Annotated in this window: 22 protein-coding genes, 1 riboswitch and 1 other annotated feature; of the genes, 5 read left to right on the plus strand and 17 right to left on the minus strand. The window is 28.8% G+C overall.

All coding sequences use genetic code 11. The annotated features are described in order from the left end of the window. Nucleotides 1–6: 6 nt before the first annotated feature. A complete protein-coding gene (gene pyrR / locus BN854_RS06515; RefSeq protein WP_030003753.1) occupies nucleotides 7–498 on the minus strand; it encodes a bifunctional pyr operon transcriptional regulator/uracil phosphoribosyltransferase PyrR in 492 nt (163 codons plus the stop codon). A 209-nt stretch (nucleotides 499–707) separates the two neighbouring features. On the opposite strand from pyrR, the gene BN854_RS06520 reads away from it, so the two are divergent. Beyond that, nucleotides 708–2,120, plus strand: coding sequence for a uracil-xanthine permease family protein (locus tag BN854_RS06520; RefSeq protein ID WP_045959851.1), 1,413 nt, complete (start codon nucleotides 708–710; stop codon nucleotides 2,118–2,120). An 82-nt stretch (nucleotides 2,121–2,202) separates the two neighbouring features. On the opposite strand, the gene BN854_RS06525 is transcribed toward BN854_RS06520, so the two are convergent. The 6 genes from BN854_RS06525 to BN854_RS06545 form a co-directional block, all read right to left on the minus strand. Beyond that, a complete protein-coding gene (locus tag BN854_RS06525) occupies nucleotides 2,203–3,066 on the minus strand; it encodes a hypothetical protein (RefSeq protein WP_030003755.1) in 864 nt (287 codons plus the stop codon). Nucleotides 3,067–3,130: 64 nt separating this feature from the next. Beyond that, on the minus strand, nucleotides 3,131–3,475 hold the full coding sequence (locus BN854_RS06530) for an InlB B-repeat-containing protein (protein ID WP_030003756.1): 345 nt from the start codon (nucleotides 3,473–3,475) through the stop codon (nucleotides 3,131–3,133). A gap of 18 nt (nucleotides 3,476–3,493) precedes the next feature. Then, complete coding sequence (locus BN854_RS07895) at nucleotides 3,494–3,646, minus strand: hypothetical protein (RefSeq protein ID WP_157868353.1); 153 nt, start codon at nucleotides 3,644–3,646, stop codon at nucleotides 3,494–3,496. A gap of 16 nt (nucleotides 3,647–3,662) precedes the next feature. Continuing rightward, nucleotides 3,663–4,175 (minus strand): hypothetical protein, encoded by a 513-nt coding sequence (locus tag BN854_RS06535; RefSeq protein ID WP_030003757.1) that lies wholly within the window; start codon nucleotides 4,173–4,175, stop codon nucleotides 3,663–3,665. A 174-nt stretch (nucleotides 4,176–4,349) separates the two neighbouring features. Next, nucleotides 4,350–5,855: an RCC1 domain-containing protein gene (locus BN854_RS06540; protein WP_030003758.1), complete on the minus strand. Its 1,506-nt coding sequence runs from the start codon at nucleotides 5,853–5,855 to the stop codon at nucleotides 4,350–4,352. A gap of 18 nt (nucleotides 5,856–5,873) precedes the next feature. Then, nucleotides 5,874–6,389, minus strand: coding sequence for a hypothetical protein (locus BN854_RS06545; protein WP_030003759.1), 516 nt, complete (start codon nucleotides 6,387–6,389; stop codon nucleotides 5,874–5,876). 215 nt (nucleotides 6,390–6,604) lie between these two features. On the opposite strand from BN854_RS06545, the gene BN854_RS06550 reads away from it, so the two are divergent. Both BN854_RS06550 and BN854_RS06555 read left to right on the plus strand, forming a co-directional pair. Further along, complete coding sequence (locus tag BN854_RS06550) at nucleotides 6,605–7,336, plus strand: LytR/AlgR family response regulator transcription factor (protein ID WP_030003760.1); 732 nt, start codon at nucleotides 6,605–6,607, stop codon at nucleotides 7,334–7,336. 7 nt (nucleotides 7,337–7,343) lie between these two features. Beyond that, the gene (locus BN854_RS06555; RefSeq protein ID WP_030003761.1) at nucleotides 7,344–8,666 is read left to right on the plus strand and encodes a sensor histidine kinase; all 1,323 of its coding nucleotides are present in this window, start codon (nucleotides 7,344–7,346) and stop codon (nucleotides 8,664–8,666) included. Nucleotides 8,667–8,688: 22 nt separating this feature from the next. Here the strand turns inward: BN854_RS06555 and BN854_RS06560 are convergent, their stop codons facing one another. Beyond that, a complete protein-coding gene (locus BN854_RS06560) occupies nucleotides 8,689–9,201 on the minus strand; it encodes a hypothetical protein (protein WP_045959852.1) in 513 nt (170 codons plus the stop codon). Between the two features lie 152 nt (nucleotides 9,202–9,353). Here BN854_RS06560 and BN854_RS06565 point away from each other — a divergent pair, with 152 nt between their 5' ends. Then, complete coding sequence (locus BN854_RS06565; protein ID WP_030003763.1) at nucleotides 9,354–10,070, plus strand: LytR/AlgR family response regulator transcription factor; 717 nt, start codon at nucleotides 9,354–9,356, stop codon at nucleotides 10,068–10,070. A 7-nt stretch (nucleotides 10,071–10,077) separates the two neighbouring features. Here BN854_RS06565 and BN854_RS06570 read toward each other — a convergent pair whose 3' ends face one another. Next, nucleotides 10,078–11,481 (minus strand): NCS2 family permease, encoded by a 1,404-nt coding sequence (locus BN854_RS06570; protein ID WP_030003764.1) that lies wholly within the window; start codon nucleotides 11,479–11,481, stop codon nucleotides 10,078–10,080. A gap of 117 nt (nucleotides 11,482–11,598) precedes the next feature. After that, nucleotides 11,599–11,700, minus strand: a riboswitch (purine riboswitch). Nucleotides 11,701–11,875: 175 nt separating this feature from the next. Further along, nucleotides 11,876–12,034, minus strand: coding sequence for a hypothetical protein (locus BN854_RS07900; protein WP_157868354.1), 159 nt, complete (start codon nucleotides 12,032–12,034; stop codon nucleotides 11,876–11,878). Nucleotides 12,035–12,123: 89 nt separating this feature from the next. On the opposite strand from BN854_RS07900, the gene BN854_RS06575 reads away from it, so the two are divergent. After that, nucleotides 12,124–13,044, plus strand: a complete 921-nt coding sequence (locus BN854_RS06575) for a helix-turn-helix transcriptional regulator (RefSeq protein ID WP_030003765.1) — start codon at nucleotides 12,124–12,126, stop codon at nucleotides 13,042–13,044. Between the two features lie 13 nt (nucleotides 13,045–13,057). Here the strand turns inward: BN854_RS06575 and BN854_RS06580 are convergent, their stop codons facing one another. The 7 genes from BN854_RS06580 to tmk all read right to left on the minus strand — a co-directional run bounded on the left by BN854_RS06580 (nucleotide 13,058) and on the right by tmk (nucleotide 19,781). Further along, nucleotides 13,058–14,023, minus strand: coding sequence for a YitT family protein (locus BN854_RS06580; protein ID WP_030003766.1), 966 nt, complete (start codon nucleotides 14,021–14,023; stop codon nucleotides 13,058–13,060). A 1-nt stretch (nucleotide 14,024) separates the two neighbouring features. After that, a complete protein-coding gene (gene metG, locus BN854_RS06585; RefSeq protein WP_030003767.1) occupies nucleotides 14,025–15,581 on the minus strand; it encodes a methionine--tRNA ligase in 1,557 nt (518 codons plus the stop codon). A 38-nt stretch (nucleotides 15,582–15,619) separates the two neighbouring features. After that, nucleotides 15,620–15,826 (minus strand) — a binding site (T-box leader). A 43-nt stretch (nucleotides 15,827–15,869) separates the two neighbouring features. After that, complete coding sequence (gene rsmI, locus BN854_RS06590) at nucleotides 15,870–16,712, minus strand: 16S rRNA (cytidine(1402)-2'-O)-methyltransferase (protein ID WP_030003768.1); 843 nt, start codon at nucleotides 16,710–16,712, stop codon at nucleotides 15,870–15,872. A 19-nt stretch (nucleotides 16,713–16,731) separates the two neighbouring features. Further along, nucleotides 16,732–17,388: a tRNA1(Val) (adenine(37)-N6)-methyltransferase gene (locus BN854_RS06595; protein ID WP_157868355.1), complete on the minus strand. Its 657-nt coding sequence runs from the start codon at nucleotides 17,386–17,388 to the stop codon at nucleotides 16,732–16,734. 43 nt (nucleotides 17,389–17,431) lie between these two features. Further along, nucleotides 17,432–18,232 (minus strand): PSP1 domain-containing protein, encoded by an 801-nt coding sequence (locus BN854_RS06600; RefSeq protein ID WP_030003770.1) that lies wholly within the window; start codon nucleotides 18,230–18,232, stop codon nucleotides 17,432–17,434. After that, nucleotides 18,229–19,173, minus strand: coding sequence for a DNA polymerase III delta subunit-related protein (locus BN854_RS06605; RefSeq protein ID WP_030003771.1), 945 nt, complete (start codon nucleotides 19,171–19,173; stop codon nucleotides 18,229–18,231). The genes BN854_RS06600 and BN854_RS06605 overlap by 4 nt, the downstream gene beginning before the upstream one ends. After that, nucleotides 19,170–19,781 (minus strand): dTMP kinase, encoded by a 612-nt coding sequence (gene tmk, locus BN854_RS06610; protein ID WP_030003772.1) that lies wholly within the window; start codon nucleotides 19,779–19,781, stop codon nucleotides 19,170–19,172. The genes BN854_RS06605 and tmk overlap by 4 nt, the downstream gene beginning before the upstream one ends. Nucleotides 19,782–19,787: the final 6 nt, after the last annotated feature.

Below are 19,787 nucleotides of genomic sequence, written 5' to 3' on the forward strand. Positions count from 1 at the left end.
AAGAAATTAATCTAAATAAACACACTGATTATTAAAGTCCACAATTACCTTTTCTTCTTTACTTGTTGGAATGTTTTTGCCTACATAATCAGCTCTAATAGGAAGTTCTCTATGCCCTCTATCTACTAGCACTGCTAATTGTACTTTACTAGGTCTTGCCATATCAACAAGGGCATCCATAGCTGCTCTAACTGATCTTCCTGTGAATAATACATCATCTACTAGAATAACATTTTTATTAGCTACTTCTAATTTTTCTTTATTCGTAATGACATCAGTCATATCATCTCTATATGCTGTAATATCAATCCCAAAAACAGTAATATCAACATCTGCGAATCTTTTAAGATTTTCTTTAATAATTTCTGCAATTGGTAGACCTTTTTTCATAATACCAACTAAAACAATTTCTTCTAAATCATTATTTCTTTCTATGATTTCATGGGTCATTCTTTTGAGCGTTCTTGAAAGTTGCTCACTATTTAATATTTCTTTCATTTACATCACCATTTATATTATACCAATTTTTTACAAATTATAGTTGCATGTTATATTTCATTATGGTATACTCTTAACAAATGAAGTCCTTTAAAGAGCACCCGTGAGTGTTTTAAGGTATCGTAATTCATCATACCCTAAACTATAAAAGGACACCTATTTTGGTGTCCTTATTTTTAAAGGAATCATAAAAAGAAAGGATGTCTTTTATGACTCAAAAAAATGTAGTTGGTTATCTTCCAGATGACAAGCCTAGTTTAGGCAAAAGTATTCTCTTTGCATTACAACAATTCTTAGTGATGCTCCCTGCCACAGTTCTTGCTGCTTTAATTATGAATGGTAGAGGCATTGAGATCTACAGTATTCCTGCAGCAGTGTTTGCTTCTGGTGTAGCAACAATTTGTTTCCTTCTTGTAACAAGAGGAAAAATTCCTTTATATTATGGTTCAAGTTTCTCATATATTCCAGCAGTAGCAATCATCACTACTAAATTTACAGGAGTAGGCGCTGATGCAGTATTTGGAGCAATCATGGTTGCCTCTATCATTTCTGGTTTTATGAGTATTGGTGCAGGTTTATTAATTAAATACTTTGGTCAAGATAAAATTGATAAAATACTACCTGGGCACATTACAGGAATGATCGCGATGATTATCGGATTATCACTTGCAGGAAATACAATGACTGGTATTTTACAAGTAAGTGTCTCTGGTGATGTTAATTGGTTATCTGTTCTAATAGCTTTAATTACTTTCATTACAATTACCGTATTGACAGTTGTATTAAAAAAAGGATTTATTAGTCAATTACCAATTTTATTAGGTATTGGAGTAGGTGTATTTTTCTCATATTTAATTTATGTTCCTTTAACAATTGGTGGTAATTATTTTGAGGCAATCGGGTCTTATTTTTCAAATATTCCTGCTGGACAAATTAGTTTATTTGAACATATGCCTTGGAATACATTAGCTCCTGCGTTTAAACAACCTGAAATTATTGTAACAGCAATCTTAGCAATCTTCCCAATAGCATTTGCTACTATTCCAGAATCTGCAGCACACGTCAACCAAGTAGATTTATATGTGAATAACTTAGCTGAACAAATGGGGGTTGAAAAAAGATATAATATCAAAGATGAATTAGACACAAACTTAATCGGTGATGGTATTGGTGATATCATAGCTGTATTATGCGGTGGTCCTGCTGGTACGAATTATGGTGAAAACGTGAGTGCTTCTGCAGTTACTAAAAACTTTTCATCTTATGTATTTTATATAGCAGGTGCTATAGCAATTGTTGTTGGTATTTTATTAGATTTAATTGGTAATATTAATATTAGCGAATTATTAACACAACCTGTTATTCAAGGCGTTAGCTTATACTTATTTGGAGCAATCGCAGTTCAAGGTATCGCCTTAATGATTGAAAAGAAAATTAATGTTTTCGATCCTAAAGTGGTTGCGGTTATGGCCTTTATAGCAATCGTAGGTCTAGGCGTAGATAGTATTAAAGTAACTGATACTTTCTTATTACCAGGTATTGGTGTAGCTGCTTTTGGTGGTATTTTACTCAACTTGCTTTTAATCTGGTTAGAAAAATTATTTAAAACTAAAAACCAATAAACATTCTTATCGTTAAAAATTCATATTAAATAGAAAATCGCCTTTATAAATTAAAAGCGATTTTTTTTATTAATGTAAATTTTTATTTAATTTGCCCTTCTATTTCTGAAAGATTATCAACTCTAGGTCTTTCAATCAGTGTAAAGTTAGATGAATTGATTTTATATGTATGTAATCCATCACCTTCTGTTTGAGTTGGGTTAGTAAAATATAGTTCATTGATACCGGTAATACCAACGCCTAATAAACTAGAAACCTTAACAACCAATTTGATTTTAGTAAAGACATTAACTTCTTGATTAAAAAAATTACTTTTCTTATCGACGATCAAATTAACAATTAAATTATTTCGTTTAGTTTGCTCATTATATAGAATATATCCTTCAGTAAATAATTCTTTATTCGTTGGATAAAAATAAAATTTCTCATTTTCTTTTTCAAATCTAATTTCATTGACGTTGATTCTAGAAACCATTTTTCCTTCTAATACTTTAAATGGAATTCTAATAGAATAAAAATCATATAATTCATCACTTACTTCAATATCTTTAACTTCACCAACTGTTTCTATTAAGTGAAATCCAAACAAAGGATTATTAAGATATTTATTTTTATATCGTTCTGATTCTTTATAAATCAACATTCTATCTGTAAATTCAATAATAGAATAGTTTGCTGAGGCAAACTGTAATTCTCTAAATAGTTCTGCTCTTTTATTCATATCATCATTAATTTTGCTTACAGTTTTATTATGTGCATAAACTAAAAAACTAAATAATGCACTTGAGATAAATGAAGCGAAAGCAACAATTAAAACGGCAATACGAATACCTATGACATTAAAACTAGCTGCTAATTCATCACCAAAAAATAAAGAAACGATAGAGAAAATAAAAATAGCAATCGTGCTAATGATTAAATACTTAAATAGTTTATTTTGTTTCATAATAAAACCTCGTCTAATTAATATGATTATATTATATCATATTTATAAACGAGGCTGTTGATAATCAATTGAATTCCCATTTAGCATATAAAACACGTGTGCTATCTGACATAATTTGATTATTTGCTAATTTAGTCTGATAGTTTGCATCACAGTACCATCCTGAAAATATATATCCTGATTTTTGGTATTGGTAAGGGTTAAATGCATAACCTTTAGGTAGATTATCTGTGTGAACAGTTACCCACTTTAGAGAGCCAAGCACAACTATTTCAGTTGGATCGACAGTATTGCCATTCCCTAGTTGTCCATAATTATTATGTCCCCAAGCATAGAGTTCTTGATTATTATCTATAGCAAGATTAAACTGATAAGATGAGGCTACTTTATGATAACCAGTTCCTGTCATTTCTTTATATTCAACTGATTATATTGATGCCCAAGCTGCTGTTTCATGCTGAACTTCTGTACTTTTAACTACGTTTGTATTATTGATTTGATCAATCCAATAAGAATGTGTAGCAGTCAAAGTTAGCATAATACATAAAATAGTTACAAACCCAATTGCTAGTTTCTTCATATTGATCATCTCCTAACTATATTGTTACTTCAAATTTAAGTGTAATTGTGATTTTTTTACCTGCGATTTTTGCATATTCTGTAGCATTTGCTGGTTCACTAGTAAATTCAATCGTTGCTGATACGTTATTTAAAGGTGTTCCGATAATAATTTCTTTATTAGTCCATCCCTTTAAAGTAAATAGACTTGTTACATCATCTGTCCCAGCTTTAACTGATACTAACTGAGCTTTTAAACTTCCCTTTGTTCCTTCTGCGCCTACCCCATTCCAAGTAAAGTTGAATTTAGGTTGAATTGAGCTTACTGAAGTCCCTGGATTTTCTTTTCCAACTGGTACTAGTTTTCCTGTACCATTTATTTTTGATACATCTAATGTGGTTGTTACTACTCCACCTGTTCCAATTTCAGCTTCTGTGTTTGCGTTACTACTTGTTCCTGTTGCGCTTGCTGCCCAGTATGCATATGCTCCACCTGTTAATGTAAGTATTGCCATGATAATTAGTATTGGTAAAATTAATTTTTTCTTCATATTTGTATTCTCCTTAATAAATTATTATTTTTAAACCCTTATTTAAAGCTCTTTGTTTGGGTTCGCCTAAAGTATATCTTGTTTTTTTCTATCTTTAGTTTTTATGTTATGAAACCATGTTCAAATGTCATGAACGCGTATTGTAATATAAATAAATGATATTTATCGGCTATTTTAAAGTGGTTTAATTTCCCATTTGGCGTATAAAACTCTATTTTCTACAGGATAAATCATACTTTCCTGAAATAACGTTATTCCTTTTGAATCTAAAAACCATCCTAAAAAAGTATATTTTTTCTTATAATTAGCTTCAAACTCTATCAAATCAATTGGATATTCATTATAAACATCTTCAATATGGTAAGTTTCCCACTGGTTATTAATAGCTGTTGGCAAGACTTCTTCTAATTTACTATGTAATCCTAATTGTCCAGTTAGATCTGAACCCATACCATATATTAACCCTTCAGAATTTTGTATTAGCGTATGTTTAACACCAAAACTAATCGATATATAGTTTGGATGATCGTCATTTACCATATTTAGTATTTTTTGCGGCGTAAAAATAATTAAATCATTACCTCGATAGCCTAAGTTACCTTTATTATTGAAACCCCATGTATAAACCTCATTTGTCTCTGTAATAATAGCTGTTGCAGTCTTATCATGTTGGCTAAAAAAGGCATCTTTTATATTCATATTGCTTAAATCTGTGTTCTTAATAGGCTTTTTCACTATATCATTATGATTTAAGCCTAATTCTGCATATGCATTTTTTCCCCAAACATATACGTTTTTTTCCTGAGTTATTATGAGTCCACAATCTTTTCCGACAGCATATTTTTTGATTATTTCTGTTTCTGGTAAAATAATTTTTTCTGGTGTATAGATTATTTTACTTTGTTCTATGCCAAGTTGATTGACATCATTTTTTCCCCAAACATAAAGTTCACCTTGGTCAGATAAAGCTACTACGCCTTCTTTTTGTATTCCTAAAGTTGTTATATTTATTCCTTGTTCGTCTAAGTATTCTATTTTTTGTGGTTCATTATTTCCAACATTTGGAGAACCATTACATAACTTACCATTAGAATTCATGCCCCAACTATATACTTTTTTAGACTTAGTTACTATATAACTAGCATAGTGTCCTGCATATATTTTTTCAATTTCAATGTTATTTTCTCTAAAAAAAGTGACTTCTCTTGGCTCATAGTAAACACTCTCACTATTTGATCCTAAACCTAACTCTCCAACTGAATTATTGCCCCAACTATATAATTTTCCACTTTCTGTTAAAGCCAATGCATGGGAAAAACCTGCAGAAACATCTACAATTTTTTCATTATTTAAACCTGTAGGTAATTCTGTTGGAAGATATAGTATTCTAACATCATCTGGTGCACATAAAATACCTTTATTATTAGCTCCCCACCCAAATAAATTACCCTTAGCATCAATGGCTAGATTATAATCAGGTCCTGATGTAATAGTTGTGAAACTTTGTTTCAATTCTTTATATATAAACTGTTTTTTTGAAAGCCAATTTCCTATATAGACTTTGGATATACTATTTTTATCATTTCCTAGAACGTTATTTGCCCAATATGATCCTGATTGACTTAAAGAAAAAAGCATAACCAGAAAAAGGGCAATTATAAATTTAACCTTTTGTTTCATAATGTGCCCTCTTTTTTATTATGGTGTAACAGTAAATTTAATTGTTAATGTAATTTGTTTGCCTGCAATTTTAGCATACTCTGCCGCTGTTGAAGGTTCATCTGTAAATTCAATATCCAGAGTAACTGTCTTAGGTGTTCCAACAACAAGTTCACTTGAACTTAGATTCTTTAGTGTAAATAAGTTTTCAAGTGTTTGATTTTCTGAATTAGTTACTGATACTATTTCATAACTAATCGTACCAGCTACACCTTCAGCACCAGAACCAGTCCAATTCATTTGAAAACTAGTAGTAATTTTACTAACAGTTTCTCCTGACACTTCTCTTCCTACTGGAACTAAAGTTTGCGTATTAGCTGTTCCATTGACTGTCACTTGAGTGGTAACAACTCCTGCTTGACCTATATTTAAGTTATTACTTGTATTAGTATTAGCACCATTGATGCTTGATGCCCAATAAGCATAAGCTCCACCTGTTAATGTTAACAAGAGTAACATAATTACTATTGGCAAGAATAATTTTTTGTTTTTCATTTTATAATTCTCCTCTCATATTAATGAAATTTTGTGATAAAATTATTTCATAATATTACAGTTAAATTATACTCAAGTTTATTTAAAGTTTAATATTCATGTCATGAAAGGTCTTATTTATGATATGAATTGCATATTTTATTACAATCAATTTGCTTTTTTCTCATATAATCCTTACAATAAACGTATATACAACTAAAAAGAGAGGTTTTCATATGAATATAAACATTGCCTTGTGTGATGATGATAAAGATGTTTTATCTCACTATAAAAAAATGATTTCAAATATTTCTACACCTTATATTTTAAATATTAATACCTTTTTAAATGCTATGGACTTATTAGATGCAGTAGAAAATGACTTAAACTACTATCATCTTGTTTTACTAGATGTGGAAATGTCCAATTATAATGGGATAGAAATATCAAAATCATTGCGAAAAAGCGGTTTTCAAAATGAAATCATTTTCCTAACAGATTATGTTGATTATGCTTATGAAGCTTTTGACTCTTATCCTTTTCAATATTTACATAAAAAAACCTTGACCAAAGAAAAATTCACTTCAGTCTTAACTAAAGTCTTTGCTTTACAAGATAAAAAACAACGAGAGGTCTTTATCGCAAACACTAAAGGTGAAACTAAAATCATTCCCTATAGTTTTATTGCCTGTTTTGAGGCACAAGGCAGATACATAGTCATTTATTATGAGATGAATAAATCATTTGAGTTTATACATACTATCCAGGAATTAGAAAACAAACTTCCAAAGTCTGATTTTATTAGAGTCCACCGATCATATATCATAAACATGGCTTATTTAGATTCCTTTCAAGGCAACTACTTAAAACTTAAAAATGGTCTTATTATTCCAATAGGTGCTACAAGGTTAAAAGAAGTTAAAGATTTATTTACTAAATACTTAATTAAACAAACAGAGGAGGAGTAATCATATTATGGGATTTATTATTGGTTTTATCGCTATTTTTATTTATTTTAGAAAAAATTTCAAAATTAGAAAACAAAAATGGTATGATTTTGTCATTGCTGGTTTAGCTTTTATTGCGTATACAATTGCTAGTTATTACATAGATTTCGGCTTTTATCATTTATTATTAATTTTTGCAGTCCATGTTTCCATCTATTACCTTGCAGTTGGTATGCGCTGGATCGAAGCTTCTTTTGCAGGTACACTTCTACTCTTTACTTTCTATTCTACGCGAGGTGTCATTCTTTCTATTTATGCCTTAATAAAAAATCAAAGCATTGCTGAAATTTCTAATTCTAGCGATGCCTTGATTATTAGTCATATTGCGTCTATAGTAGGTTTCTTCATACTTCTTGTTTTTGTTAAATTTATGAAAAGAGAAAAATTTGTTTTACTTTTCTCAGTTAAAAGACAAACTATTTTCTTAACCTTATATACTTTAATTGAAGTTTGCTATATCTATATTATCAATCAAGGGCGTTATGTCTTAACGAATAATATTTGGTATTCTTTAACTTATCTTTCTACAAGTATTCTTTCGATTGCGGTATTTGGTTATATTTTACATAACATCATTAGATTAATAAAAACAATTGAAAATGAAATATATACTGTTAGATTAGAAGAACAATTAGATAATCAAATTATTCATTACGAACAATATCAATCTTATATCAAAGAACTAGCAAAGTTTAAGCATGATCATGGTAACCTGATGAAATCTCTTAAACAATTAATTAAGTCTAACAATAATGAAAAAGCCCTAGAATTACTTGATGAATCTATTGAAGACGATATTTTTGAAGCCATGTCAGCTATTGAAAAAACATCTAATTCATTTATCGTAGACGCAATCATCTTTGATTATGCTAATAAATGTAAAATCAATCATATAGATTTTAAATCAAGTGTTAAATTTCCTAATAGTATTAACTTTTCACAGTTAGAATTAATGAAAATTTTTAGTAATGTTTTAAGTAACGCTCTTGAAGCATCTATTAAAAGTCCTGAAAATAAAAGATTTATTACAATAAGCAGTAAAGCTGTCTCTAACTGGCTTGTGATAAAAATTTCAAACAATTATGAAACAGATATTATTGTAGAAGATGATCAGTATATCACCAGTAAATCAGATAAAGTTTTACACGGGTTTGGACTTAGAATTATAAATGATATTATTACTAAAAAGGGGGGACTTGTAAAATTCTTTATTGATAAAAATAAAAAAGTCTTTTCAGTACAACTCTCGATTCCTAAAACTACATTAGATAATCAAAAAGATGATGAATAACAATTTATTCACCATCTTTTTTTTATGCGATATTTTCTGCAATGACTTCAAATTCAAGTTTAATAATAATCTTGCTCTCTATTAATTTTAAATACTCTTCTTTGTTTTCTGGCTCATTTTTAAAAGAAACTTCTATTTCATATACTTTTTTAGTACCTGCAACAATTTCTTCTTCATTTACTAATGATACTTTAAATAAATAATTTAATCTTTCATTAGAAATTTTTTGATTTATATCCTCTAATTGTACGTTTACTTTTAAAGTACCTCTGGCTCCGCTTGCTCCAGTACCTGTCCATAAAACATCATATTTAAATATTTGTGAAGATTCTCCCTCTATTCCTTCTGGAACCAAAATCTCTATTTTTGAGTTATCCATAACTTGTAATGTAGTATTTACTTTCTGTGCATCTTTAATTTTAATAAAGTAATCACTATTATTTATATTATTTTGATTGATAGAAAGAAAGATGATTAACACGAGTAATATTAACAAGGGTATTAGAATATATAAATTCTTTTTTATTTTATCCATAAATCTCACCTCTCTGCTTAAAGCACCTAGATTATACCCTATCGATGGCATCATTTTGTATGTGGATGTCATGAAAAGTGGTTTTTATGTCGTGAACTTTTGATTTTTATTTTCAAAATTACATTACAATAAATATAAGGATGTGAGAAATTTTGAAAATAAACATAGCCATCTTGGATGATGATGAAAAGGTATTAAATAATTACAATGAGGTAATTAATAACTTAGATTCAAATAATAACTTTAAAACAGACCTCTTTTCTAAGGAAAGAACTTTTTTTCATAAAGCAATATCAGATATCAATTTTTATCATATATTAATTCTTGACATTAATTTAGGACAAAAAAATGGGATAGAAACAGCTAAAGAACTGAGAAATAAAGGTTATATGAATGAAATTATTTTTATAACTAACTATGTAGACTATGCTTTCGATGCTTTTGATGCCTATCCTTTTCATTACTTATTAAAAGAAACTACTAGTGAATCTGAATTCTCATCTATTTTACTTAAAGCCGTGAATACTCAGATAGAAAAACAAAGTGATATTTTTAGAGCAACCTCTAAGGGTAAAACTATTCTTATTCCTTATCATAAGATTGAGTATTTTGAAGTTATTGGCAGATACATAACTGTCTTTTATGATAATAAAAGCTTTAAATTCATAGATACTATTACACATTTAGAACAAAAACTTCCTCAAAAGAAATTTGCACGAGTGCATAGATCCTATATTATAAATATGCGTTTTATAGATTCTTTCCAAGAAGAATATCTCTTTTTAAGAAATGGAAAATTAATTCCTTTGGGTAAAACTCGTATTCAAGAAACAAAAAAACTCTTTTCAGAGTTTTTAAGTTTATCATAAATATGTATTAAAATAATTTGAATCCTACTGAATAGAATGCAAAATATAGTATAAATCCTGCTGAGAAGATGTATATTAATGGATGTATTTTTCTTGCTTTACCACTAGCTAGCATTGAAACTGTATATGTAATAAATCCAAATGCAATACCATCAGAAACTGAATAAGTAACAACCATTCCGATAATTGTCATAAAACTTGAGATTGCAATAATTTTATCTGACCAGTTAATTTCACCAATTTGTTGTGCCATTATAGCTCCAACTAAAATCAATGCCATTGATGTCACCGATAAAACATTAAATATACTCATAATAGGGAATAACAACACAGATAATAGGAATAATCCACCTACTACTAAATTTGAGAATCCTGTTTTAGCTCCTGATTCAACACCGGTTGCTGATTCAACAAATGATGTAATTTCTGGAGTTCCCATTGTAGAACTAATAAGTGTTCCTACTGCATCAGCAAACAATGCTTTTTCTAACTTTGGAATGCCACCATTTTCATCTTTAATACCTGCTGCTTTTGTTACTGCCACTAATGTACCTGCAGTATCAAAAATATCAACAAATAATAATGCAAAGACAATAATTGGTAATGTAGCTAATTTAGCACCAGCTGTTATAACACCAGGAGTGTCTTCGAACATTGTTTTAAATCCAGTAATAAAACCACCAAAAGTATCTGAGAAGGTACCTAATTCACTATAACTTAAAATTTTAATTTCTGGAATTCCAGGAACTTTTAATAACGCTAAAATCACATATAAGACTGCTGTAATTAAGATTGCGTATATAAATGCAAATCTAGAAATCTTTTTATTTTTAACATTATATAGAGCAAAAATCACAAGAACTCCAAATAAAGCTACTAAAACTGTTGGTTGTGATAAGTTACCTAATTCAACTCCAGTTGATCCACTTGGAACGATAATTCCTGCATTTTGTAACCCTACAAAAGCAATAAAGAATCCAATACCTGCACCAATTGCAGATTTCAATCCATCTGGAATTGCATCAATTAATTTTTTTCTAAGTGATGTAAAAGAAATAGCTACGAAGATAAGTCCACCAATAAATGATGCAGCTAATGCTTCTTGCCAACTATATCCTATTGTTAATACAATTGTGTAAGTAAAGAAGGCATTTACTCCCATACCAGGTGCTAATGCTACTGGATAGTTTGCTGTAAAAGCCATAATAATAGTTGCAATCGCTGCCCCTACTGCTGTTGCTATAAATGCTCCACCTAGTGGAACACCTGCGTTACCAATCATTGTTGGATTAACAGCTAAGATATAACTCATTGCTAAAAATGTTACAAGACCACCTAATGTTTCTTTTTTAAAATTGGTCCCACGTTTTTCAAATTGAAAAAACGATTTGATCTTTTCTATGAAAGACATTTTTTTTCTCCTTTTTATTTTTTTGTAATCGACGATATCAAAAATAAAAAAAACCACTAAATTCTTGACTAAAGAATAATGGTCACATCTACATTTGACAACATCCATTTATAAAAAACAAAAGGAGTTGACAATCGTAGTCGCAAAATTTACGGTTCTGCGGTAGAGACTTGATCACCATATCTGATCGGATATACGATATATCGAATACGAGTATAATTATAGCAAACATTTATTTAAATGTAAACCACTAATCTTCATATTTCTTATTAATTGTTGTTAAAATCACAGTTTTTGCTAAAAAACTAGTTTTTTTACATAGATTTTACTTTTATACCCCGTATTAACTCTTTTTTTCTTGCATCATTATCAAATTTATACTATTATTTATAAATTATTGTACAATAATAATACGACTATGTTTGATAATTGATGGACTGTGTTCAATAATTTCTGGTTGTTTTCCGTTACCAAATTGCGCTGAAAGTTCACCAACAGCAATCGTTGTAACTAATAATGCCATAGTCAATACAACTTTGAACATTTTTTTCATTAATACTCACCCCCTTTTATAACCTTATTTTAGGCGTGAGCATTTTTTAACACTAGGGCGAAACTGTCCTATAATGAATGGAGATTAATATGGAATATCTATCATATTCAAAAGAACTATCATTATTCTTTGAAAAGCTTAGAATATTAAGAGGTTTCTCACAAGAATCATTTACTTCTGAAATTATATCTTTAAGACAGTACCGACGTTATCTTAGTGGTGAGTATCAAATACCACAGTCAGTGATCAATCTTCTTTCTAAAAGACTTGGATTAAGACCTGAACATCTTATACTAGAATTTGAATCTAAAAGAATTCAAGAAGCTAATACCTTAAATAACTTTCATAATGCCATTGTGAATAAAGACTTTAAAAAGGCTGATGAATATGAAAAAAATATTATCAAAGATAATATTATAGATGCTAATAATTTACTTATTTATGAGTATTCTATTTTATTAAGAAAATATTATATGAATTTAATTTCAGAACCTACTTTCATCGATGATGTCAAAGAATTAATTTCATATTCTACTTTATTTAATAAAAATGCTTATTCTTCTACTGAACTGATTATAGTTTCAAGCCTATTATCATTTTCTAGTTTCAAGGAAAAAGATAAAATCATCACAATTATAAAAGGATTCCTTTCTCATAAAACTTATCTGTTAAGCGGACAAAACGAAAAAACGCTACTCCTTTGTTACTACAGACTAGCGGATTATGCAGGGCTTAATGGAAATTTCAGTGAAGTCATCACCTTATGTAATGAAGCAATTAACTATGGAAAACAAGTTAAATCAAATTATCTACTTGCTGATTTCTTTTATTACAAAGCTCTTGCCTATCACTTTCTTGATGATCCTTCTCATACGAATGATTCACTTTTAAAACTATTTTATACACTTAAGATAGAAGATAACAATAAAAAAATCACCTATTACAGTGATTTAATTAAAAACTATTTTAATGATGATTTAATAACATTAGTTAGCAAAATAGACAAATGACTGTCTATTTTTTTTATGCAATTGTCTTTTTCTTAAAGTTACCATAAACATGGTTAACAGGCGTTGTTATGATAAATGATTTGTCATCAACTCTTCTAACAATGTCTAATAAGCTTTGCAATTCATAACTAGATATAACAACATATATTAAAATCTTATCATGTTGTGAGTAGGCACCTTGAACTTTAGTCAATGTAACCCCTCTATATAGTTTCACTAGGATATCATTAATAACTTCTTTAGGTGATTCTGTAATGATTTGAACTCCCATATAAAGATATCCGGTGTGTATTTTATCAGTTGCAATCGTCGTGACTATAATTCTAATAATTGTATATAAGAAGACTAATCCTGCAACACTATTAACTGCAGCTTTATTATTACCTGCTATAATAGCACCAAATAATGCAATAAGCACATTTAGAACCATGGAGATAAATCCTACAGATTGTCCTTTTTTTAATGAAACATATTGGGCAACTATATCTAAACCACCTGTTGATGTACCAAATTTAAGAGCACCACCAACACCAATACCAATCAGTAATCCTCCCATAATAGCCGCAAGCAATGCTTGATCAGGACTACCAATACCTAAGTTGATTTTGGGGATAAAACCAATAACAATTGACTGAATAATAATAGATATAAAACTATATATTGTAAATCTTTTAGACACTCCAAACCATCCAAGTGCTAAAACTGGGATGTTTCCAACAATAATAAAGATGGACATAAAAATGTCTCCAACTTTACTACCTTCTGCAATCGCACCATTTAATACGAGTAAATCTCTTATTACTTGGGCAAGTCCTGGAATACCACCTGTATACATATGTACACTTGAAGCTTCAAGAAACCATACAACTCCAAGACCATATATCAAAGTAAATATAACCACAGCAAAAAAACGTTTAATCTCGGGTCCTATTTTTAATCTAAATTGTTCACTTTGAATCACACTTTTTAATTTTTGCATCTTAATCCTCTAATATATGATTTATTTTCTTATCCAGTTCAAATCTTTCAAATAATACTTTTGCTTCCCCTAGTTCTTTTTCTTTTGTTACACCAAATGTTTCTAGACTAGTAAATGTAGTTTCTTCTGCCTTTATTTGTTCTAATATATTTTCTGCTGTTTCTGGTAAAAATGGTTTTAATAAAACTGCAATATATCTAATAGTTTCTACTAAATGATATAACACATGATCAAGTGTTTCTTGAGCATTTTCATCTTTGAATAATTTCCATGGTTCTGAAACATCAATATACTTATTAGCATAACGAGCAAGTTGAACTACTTCTTCTAGTGCCTCCCCTATTTTTAATGAATCAATGAATGTTCTCATACGTGGTAAAACTTCTAATGCTTTTTCTTCCAAGCTCAGTTCAAATGGTTCTTTTAAGATAACTCTTTTAATATGACCATCACGATATTTTTTAGCCATTCCAATAGTTCTATTAACTAAATTACCAATTGTATTTGCTAAATCACTATTATTTCTTTCAATTAAAAGTTCATATGTAATATTACCATCTTGAGCATATGGTATTTCATGTAAAACATAATATCTTAACACATCTACACCAAAATGTTTAACTAAATCATCTGTATATAAGACATTCCCAACTGACTTGCTCATCTTATTTTTATCAAATAAGATCCATGGATGACAGAAAATTTGTTTAGGTAATTCTAATTCTAATGCCATTAATAATATCGGCCAATAAATTGTATGAAATCTAGCAATATCTTTTCCAATTAAATGAATATCTGCAGGCCATAACTTATTAAATAATTCTGTTTTTGGTTCATTAGGATGATATCCTATTCCAGTAATATAGTTACTTAAAGCATCTATCCAAACATAAATAACATGTTTAGGATCAAATGGTACTGGAATGCCCCATTTAAAGGATGTTCTTGAAATAGAAAGATCTGGAAGTGGTTCTTTTAAGAAATTTTGAATCATTTCATTTTTTCTACTTTCAGGTCTAATAAAATCTGGATGAGTTTCAATATGCTTTAAAAGTCTTTCTTGATATTTTTCTAATTTTAAGAAATATGCATCTTCACTTGTCCAAACAGGAATATCTCCATTAGGTCCTTTGCCATCTACAATATCGTTTTCAGAGATATAAGCCTCTTCAGCAACCGAATACCAACCTTCATATTTACCTAAATAAATATCTCCTTGATCATATAATTTTTGAAAAATAGCTTGAACTGATTTTTCATGATCACTATCAGTTGTACGAATAAATTTATCATAGCTTACGCCAACTAAATCATAAATTCTTTTAATTTCAGAAGAAATCATATCCACATATGCTTTAGGTTTAAGTTCTTGTTTTGCTGCATTCGTTTCAATTTTTTGCCCGTGTTCATCTGTTCCTGTTTGAAAAAAGACTTCATGTCCATCTAATCTTTTAAATCTAGCGATAGCGTCCGCTAGAATGACTTCATATACATTTCCTATATGTGGAATTGCTGAAGCATATGCGATTGCACTTGTTATATAAAATTTTTCTTTCATTTTTTCCTCCATAACTAAAAAAACGTCCTTAAACAAATTCTAAGGACGAATGATCGCGGTACCACCTTAGTTCTAATTACAATTATTATAATTAGCACTCTTCTTGTAACGTAAGATCACGTTTAAATCTACATATCGATTTAAAAGCTCCAAGACCATTTTCGCTAAACTTTTTTATCTATTTACACCAGCCATAGACTCTCTTTAAAAGAAAATTTAGTTACTCTTCTTTTCATTGCTATATTTAGTTTGTCTCTATTATATAATAAGAATCTTTTAGATTCAATATCATTTAATTTTATATGCTTGATAAATATCGCTTTTCTTAACATTTCTGTCTTTTGCTACTAATTTCAAAGCTTCTTTTTCTGTGTATCCTTGCTTAATATAGAGCAATACATGTGCTTCTATTGTTATTTCGTTATAATCTACTTCTATTTGATTACCTTCTATGATTAAAACATACTCTCCAAGAAGATTTAATTCTGTTTTTAATATATCTTCTATATACCCATTAGTAATGGTCTCAAATTTTTTAGTAAGTTCTCTTGCTAAAGAAATTTTTCTATTGCCATAAACTTCATATATAACTTGAAGCGTTTTTTCTATTCTTTTTGGAGATTCATAAATAATGAGGGCTTCTTGATAACTTTTATATTTTTCTAAGAAAGTTTTTTGATCACTTTGTTTTCTTGGCAAAAAACCAATGAAGATAAAAGGCATTGGTGCAATATTAGATGTTATAAGTGCAGTAAGTAAAGCACTTGCTCCTGGTATTGCCACAACAGGATATTCATTTTGCATTACTGTTTGGGTGATTTCATAGCCTGGATCACTTATCATAGGGGTCCCAGCATCACTGACTAAGGCAATATGATTATTTTCTGATAATAGTTTTAAAATCAGTTCTTCTTTTTCAAACTTATTATGCTCATGATAAGAAATCAGTTTTTTATTAATAAAATAATGTTTTAATAATTTATCTGTTACTCTGGTATCTTCTGCTAAGATATAATCAACTGAGCTTAATATTTCAATAGCTCTATATGTAATATCTTTAAGATTTCCTATTGGAGTTGAGACAATATATAAAGTTGGTTTTTGTTCTTTAAAACTTATTTGATTAATCATATTTATCACTTCGCTTTTCTTAATCCTTTTTAGAATAAACTGCTTTAAAATATTCTGTATATTCATTTTGACTTTGATAAATCACTAATGGTGGTAAGATTTTAACACCCTCATTACCTTTTTTTACTGCTTTAATTAATAAGTGGTTAGGTTCTTTATGTATATATGGATGAACAAATTGTATTTCTTTAACAACAAGGTCAAACTTGTTACACAAATTCATAATATCAGTTAACCTATCTGGTCTATGAATCATATAAAAACTGCCACCATGCTTTAATATTTGAGATGTTTTTTTAATTAATTGTTCTAAGTTGAGATATATTTCATGTCTTGCAATTTCGCTATCAAGGCTTAAGTTTCTTTTTGTCTCTTGATTCACTTTAAAAAAAGGCGGATTAGAAACAACCATATCAATATCTTTCATAAAGTCAATTTCATTATAGTCTATATGATGGCAAGATAATTGATCTTCTAAACTATTTAATTTAATATTTTCTAATGCTAGATGATATCTTTTTTCCTGTATCTCTACACCAATAATTTTAGCTTTTGTTTTTTCACTTAAATAAAGCATTAAAGCCCCATTACCTGTACCAACATCAACAATTTTTTTATCACTTTTTCTAGTCTTAATAAAAAGAGAAAGTAAGATGGTGTCTAAATTAAATGACATACCCGTTTCTTGCTTTATCTTTTTGTTAGATCCGATTAAATCTCTAGTTACCATTAGATTCTAAACTTTCTAAAGAAATCCACTCATAACTAGATGTTTCCAAATGTTTAATTTGAATCTTTTGTCCTAGTACATTAATATTAACAACTAAAACTTTTTCACCATTAACTAAAATCATATCAGAAACATCAGGCATTTTTTCTTTTAAATCAGTGTAAACATCATCATCGTATTTAATGCAACAAAGTAACTTTCCACAAACACCTGATATTTTTTGAGGATTTAATGATAAGTTTTGATTCTTAGCCATTTTAATAGATATCGTGTCAAATTCACCAATAAAAGTGGAACAGCACAAGATAAGTCCACATGGACCAATACCACCAATAATCTTAGCGGCATCTCTGGAACCTATTTGTCTAAGTTCTAATCTTGTTTTATATTTTTGATTAAGTACTTTGATAAGTTCTCTAAAATCAATACGATCATCTGATTCAAAATAAACAAGCAATTTTTTTCTATCCAAAGTATATTCAGCATCAACAATCTTCATTTTTAACTTTAAATCAAAGGCAACTTGCTTAGCTACTTGATAGACATCTTTATTTAACAATTGATTTTCCTCATAGTTAAATAAGTCTTCTTCATTAGCCATTCTTATGATTGGTTTAATTTGAGTTTCTATTTCTGAATCATCAATTTCTTTTATTTTAGAAACTTTTCCAATTTCTAATCCTCTAATTGTTTCTACTACAACTAAAGAGTTATCTGTAACATTTAAATTATTCAAACCAAAATAATATTTTTTACCTGCTGTTTTAAATTGAACTAAAGCAACCTTCATTTTCTTGGTCTCCTTTTTTCTAGTTTAGTTATAAGAGAACTGAATGCTAATTCTAAGTTGATATAATATCTTTGTTCTTTAATCTTATCTTGTATATCAGAAATCATATTTTGACATTGGATAACATTTAACTTAGTTGAGTTGACTGATAAAGTATCATCTTTTTTAAAATATACTTCTTGATGCATATGAATATGTATAATATCTAAAAAATATTTTATTAAGATTTCTAAAAATAATTCAAACCATTTTTTATCTTCCCATAAGAAAGTAGGAAGTCCTAATAAAATTCTAAGTGTTTCTGATGTTTTTTGCCAGTTTCTAGTCAACTTTAAAAAGGTTTCTTTAACAGATAAATAATTGGGATCTTCTAATAATTCTAAAGCATCCTTAACATCTTTTGTGATAACTGAAAGTAAGTAAGCATCTTCTTCTAAAATCTGATTTTCAATTAAATCATTAACAATCTCATTTTCAGTTTGTTCATTTAATAAAATAACTTGGCTTCTAGAAATAATAGTTGGAAGAACTTGTTCTTTTTGGCTTGTTAAAAGGATTCCTATTGTTTCTGTTCCTTTTGGTTCTTCCATAAATTTCAGTAAACTATTCGCAGCTGAGATTGTAAGAGTTTCTATATCTTCAATAATATAAACTCTAGGTCCACCAATTAAAGATGTTTTATTAAACTCATCTTGAAGAAAACTTATTTGTTCTTTTTTAATGGAGTTTCCTTCTTTTTCTAAATATATAAGATTTGCATAATTAAAAGTTTCTACTAACTCTTTTAATTTAGGATGATCTTTATAATTTTTAAATATTTCATATGCGATTTCTAAGGCAAGTTCTTTTTTTCCTAGATTTGTTCCACCACTTAACATATATAGATGCGATAATCTGTTATTACTAATTGCCTTTTTAAACCATTCTAGTGTTTTTTTCATATTAGTGTTTTTACTTTATTGTAAATAATACTATAGATACTATCAATTGTTTGATTACCATCTATAATAAATATTCTTTTTTCATCTTTTTTAGCAATTTGTAAATAACCATTTCTAACTTTATCATGGAAACTACAATCTTCTAAATCTAATCGATCAATTTTATGTTTCCTATTATTATTGATTCTTGCCTGACCAATTTTTGTGTCTAGGTCAATATATATTGTTAAATCCGGCATATAGTTAAGGGCATATACATTTATTTTATTAATAAATTCTTCTCCTAGTTCTCTAGCATATCCTTGATAAGCCATGGAACTATCTATATATCTATCACATAGAACTATTTTATTATCATTTAGTGCAGGAATAACTACTTCATCTAAGTGTTGTGCTCTAGAAGCCGCATATAATAAAGCTTCTGTTCTAGAAGTAATTTCTTTATTTTCAGGATTAAGTAGAACCTTTCTAATTTGTTCTGCTATACTACTTCCTCCAGGTTCTCTAGTAGAAACCACTTGAAAGTTTTCATTTTGTAATTGTCTAGTAAGTTTTTCTATAATTGTTGTTTTCCCGGTTCCTTCTCCGCCCTCAAATGTAATAAACATATCCTT

The organism is Alteracholeplasma palmae J233 (assembly GCF_000968055.1).
GTDB lineage: Bacteria > Bacillota_I > Bacilli_A > Acholeplasmatales > Acholeplasmataceae > Alteracholeplasma > Alteracholeplasma palmae.

Coding starts and splice junctions, on each gene's coding strand:
- BN854_RS06560 (WP_045959852.1), bottom strand. CDS start 9,201: ATGGATAAAATAAAAAAGAATTTATATATTCTAATACCCTTGTTAATA.
- BN854_RS06580 (WP_030003766.1), bottom strand. CDS start 14,023: ATGCAAAAATTAAAAAGTGTGATTCAAAGTGAACAATTTAGATTAAAA.
- BN854_RS06555 (WP_030003761.1), top strand. CDS start 7,344: ATGGGATTTATTATTGGTTTTATCGCTATTTTTATTTATTTTAGAAAA.
- BN854_RS06535 (WP_030003757.1), bottom strand. CDS start 4,175: ATGAAGAAAAAATTAATTTTACCAATACTAATTATCATGGCAATACTT.
- BN854_RS06520 (WP_045959851.1), top strand. CDS start 708: ATGACTCAAAAAAATGTAGTTGGTTATCTTCCAGATGACAAGCCTAGT.
- BN854_RS06605 (WP_030003771.1), bottom strand. CDS start 19,173: ATGAAAAAAACACTAGAATGGTTTAAAAAGGCAATTAGTAATAACAGA.
- BN854_RS06570 (WP_030003764.1), bottom strand. CDS start 11,481: ATGTCTTTCATAGAAAAGATCAAATCGTTTTTTCAATTTGAAAAACGT.
- BN854_RS06595 (WP_157868355.1), bottom strand. CDS start 17,388: ATGTCATTTAATTTAGACACCATCTTACTTTCTCTTTTTATTAAGACT.
- rsmI (WP_030003768.1), bottom strand. CDS start 16,712: ATGATTAATCAAATAAGTTTTAAAGAACAAAAACCAACTTTATATATT.
- BN854_RS07900 (WP_157868354.1), bottom strand. CDS start 12,034: ATGAAAAAAATGTTCAAAGTTGTATTGACTATGGCATTATTAGTTACA.
- BN854_RS06540 (WP_030003758.1), bottom strand. CDS start 5,855: ATGAAACAAAAGGTTAAATTTATAATTGCCCTTTTTCTGGTTATGCTT.
- BN854_RS06525 (WP_030003755.1), bottom strand. CDS start 3,066: ATGAAACAAAATAAACTATTTAAGTATTTAATCATTAGCACGATTGCT.
- pyrR (WP_030003753.1), bottom strand. CDS start 498: ATGAAAGAAATATTAAATAGTGAGCAACTTTCAAGAACGCTCAAAAGA.
- BN854_RS07895 (WP_157868353.1), bottom strand. CDS start 3,646: ATGAAGAAACTAGCAATTGGGTTTGTAACTATTTTATGTATTATGCTA.
- metG (WP_030003767.1), bottom strand. CDS start 15,581: ATGAAAGAAAAATTTTATATAACAAGTGCAATCGCATATGCTTCAGCA.
- BN854_RS06545 (WP_030003759.1), bottom strand. CDS start 6,389: ATGAAAAACAAAAAATTATTCTTGCCAATAGTAATTATGTTACTCTTG.
- BN854_RS06600 (WP_030003770.1), bottom strand. CDS start 18,232: ATGAAGGTTGCTTTAGTTCAATTTAAAACAGCAGGTAAAAAATATTAT.
- BN854_RS06575 (WP_030003765.1), top strand. CDS start 12,124: ATGGAATATCTATCATATTCAAAAGAACTATCATTATTCTTTGAAAAG.
- BN854_RS06550 (WP_030003760.1), top strand. CDS start 6,605: ATGAATATAAACATTGCCTTGTGTGATGATGATAAAGATGTTTTATCT.
- BN854_RS06530 (WP_030003756.1), bottom strand. CDS start 3,475: ATGACAGGAACTGGTTATCATAAAGTAGCCTCATCTTATCAGTTTAAT.
- tmk (WP_030003772.1), bottom strand. CDS start 19,781: ATGTTTATTACATTTGAGGGCGGAGAAGGAACCGGGAAAACAACAATT.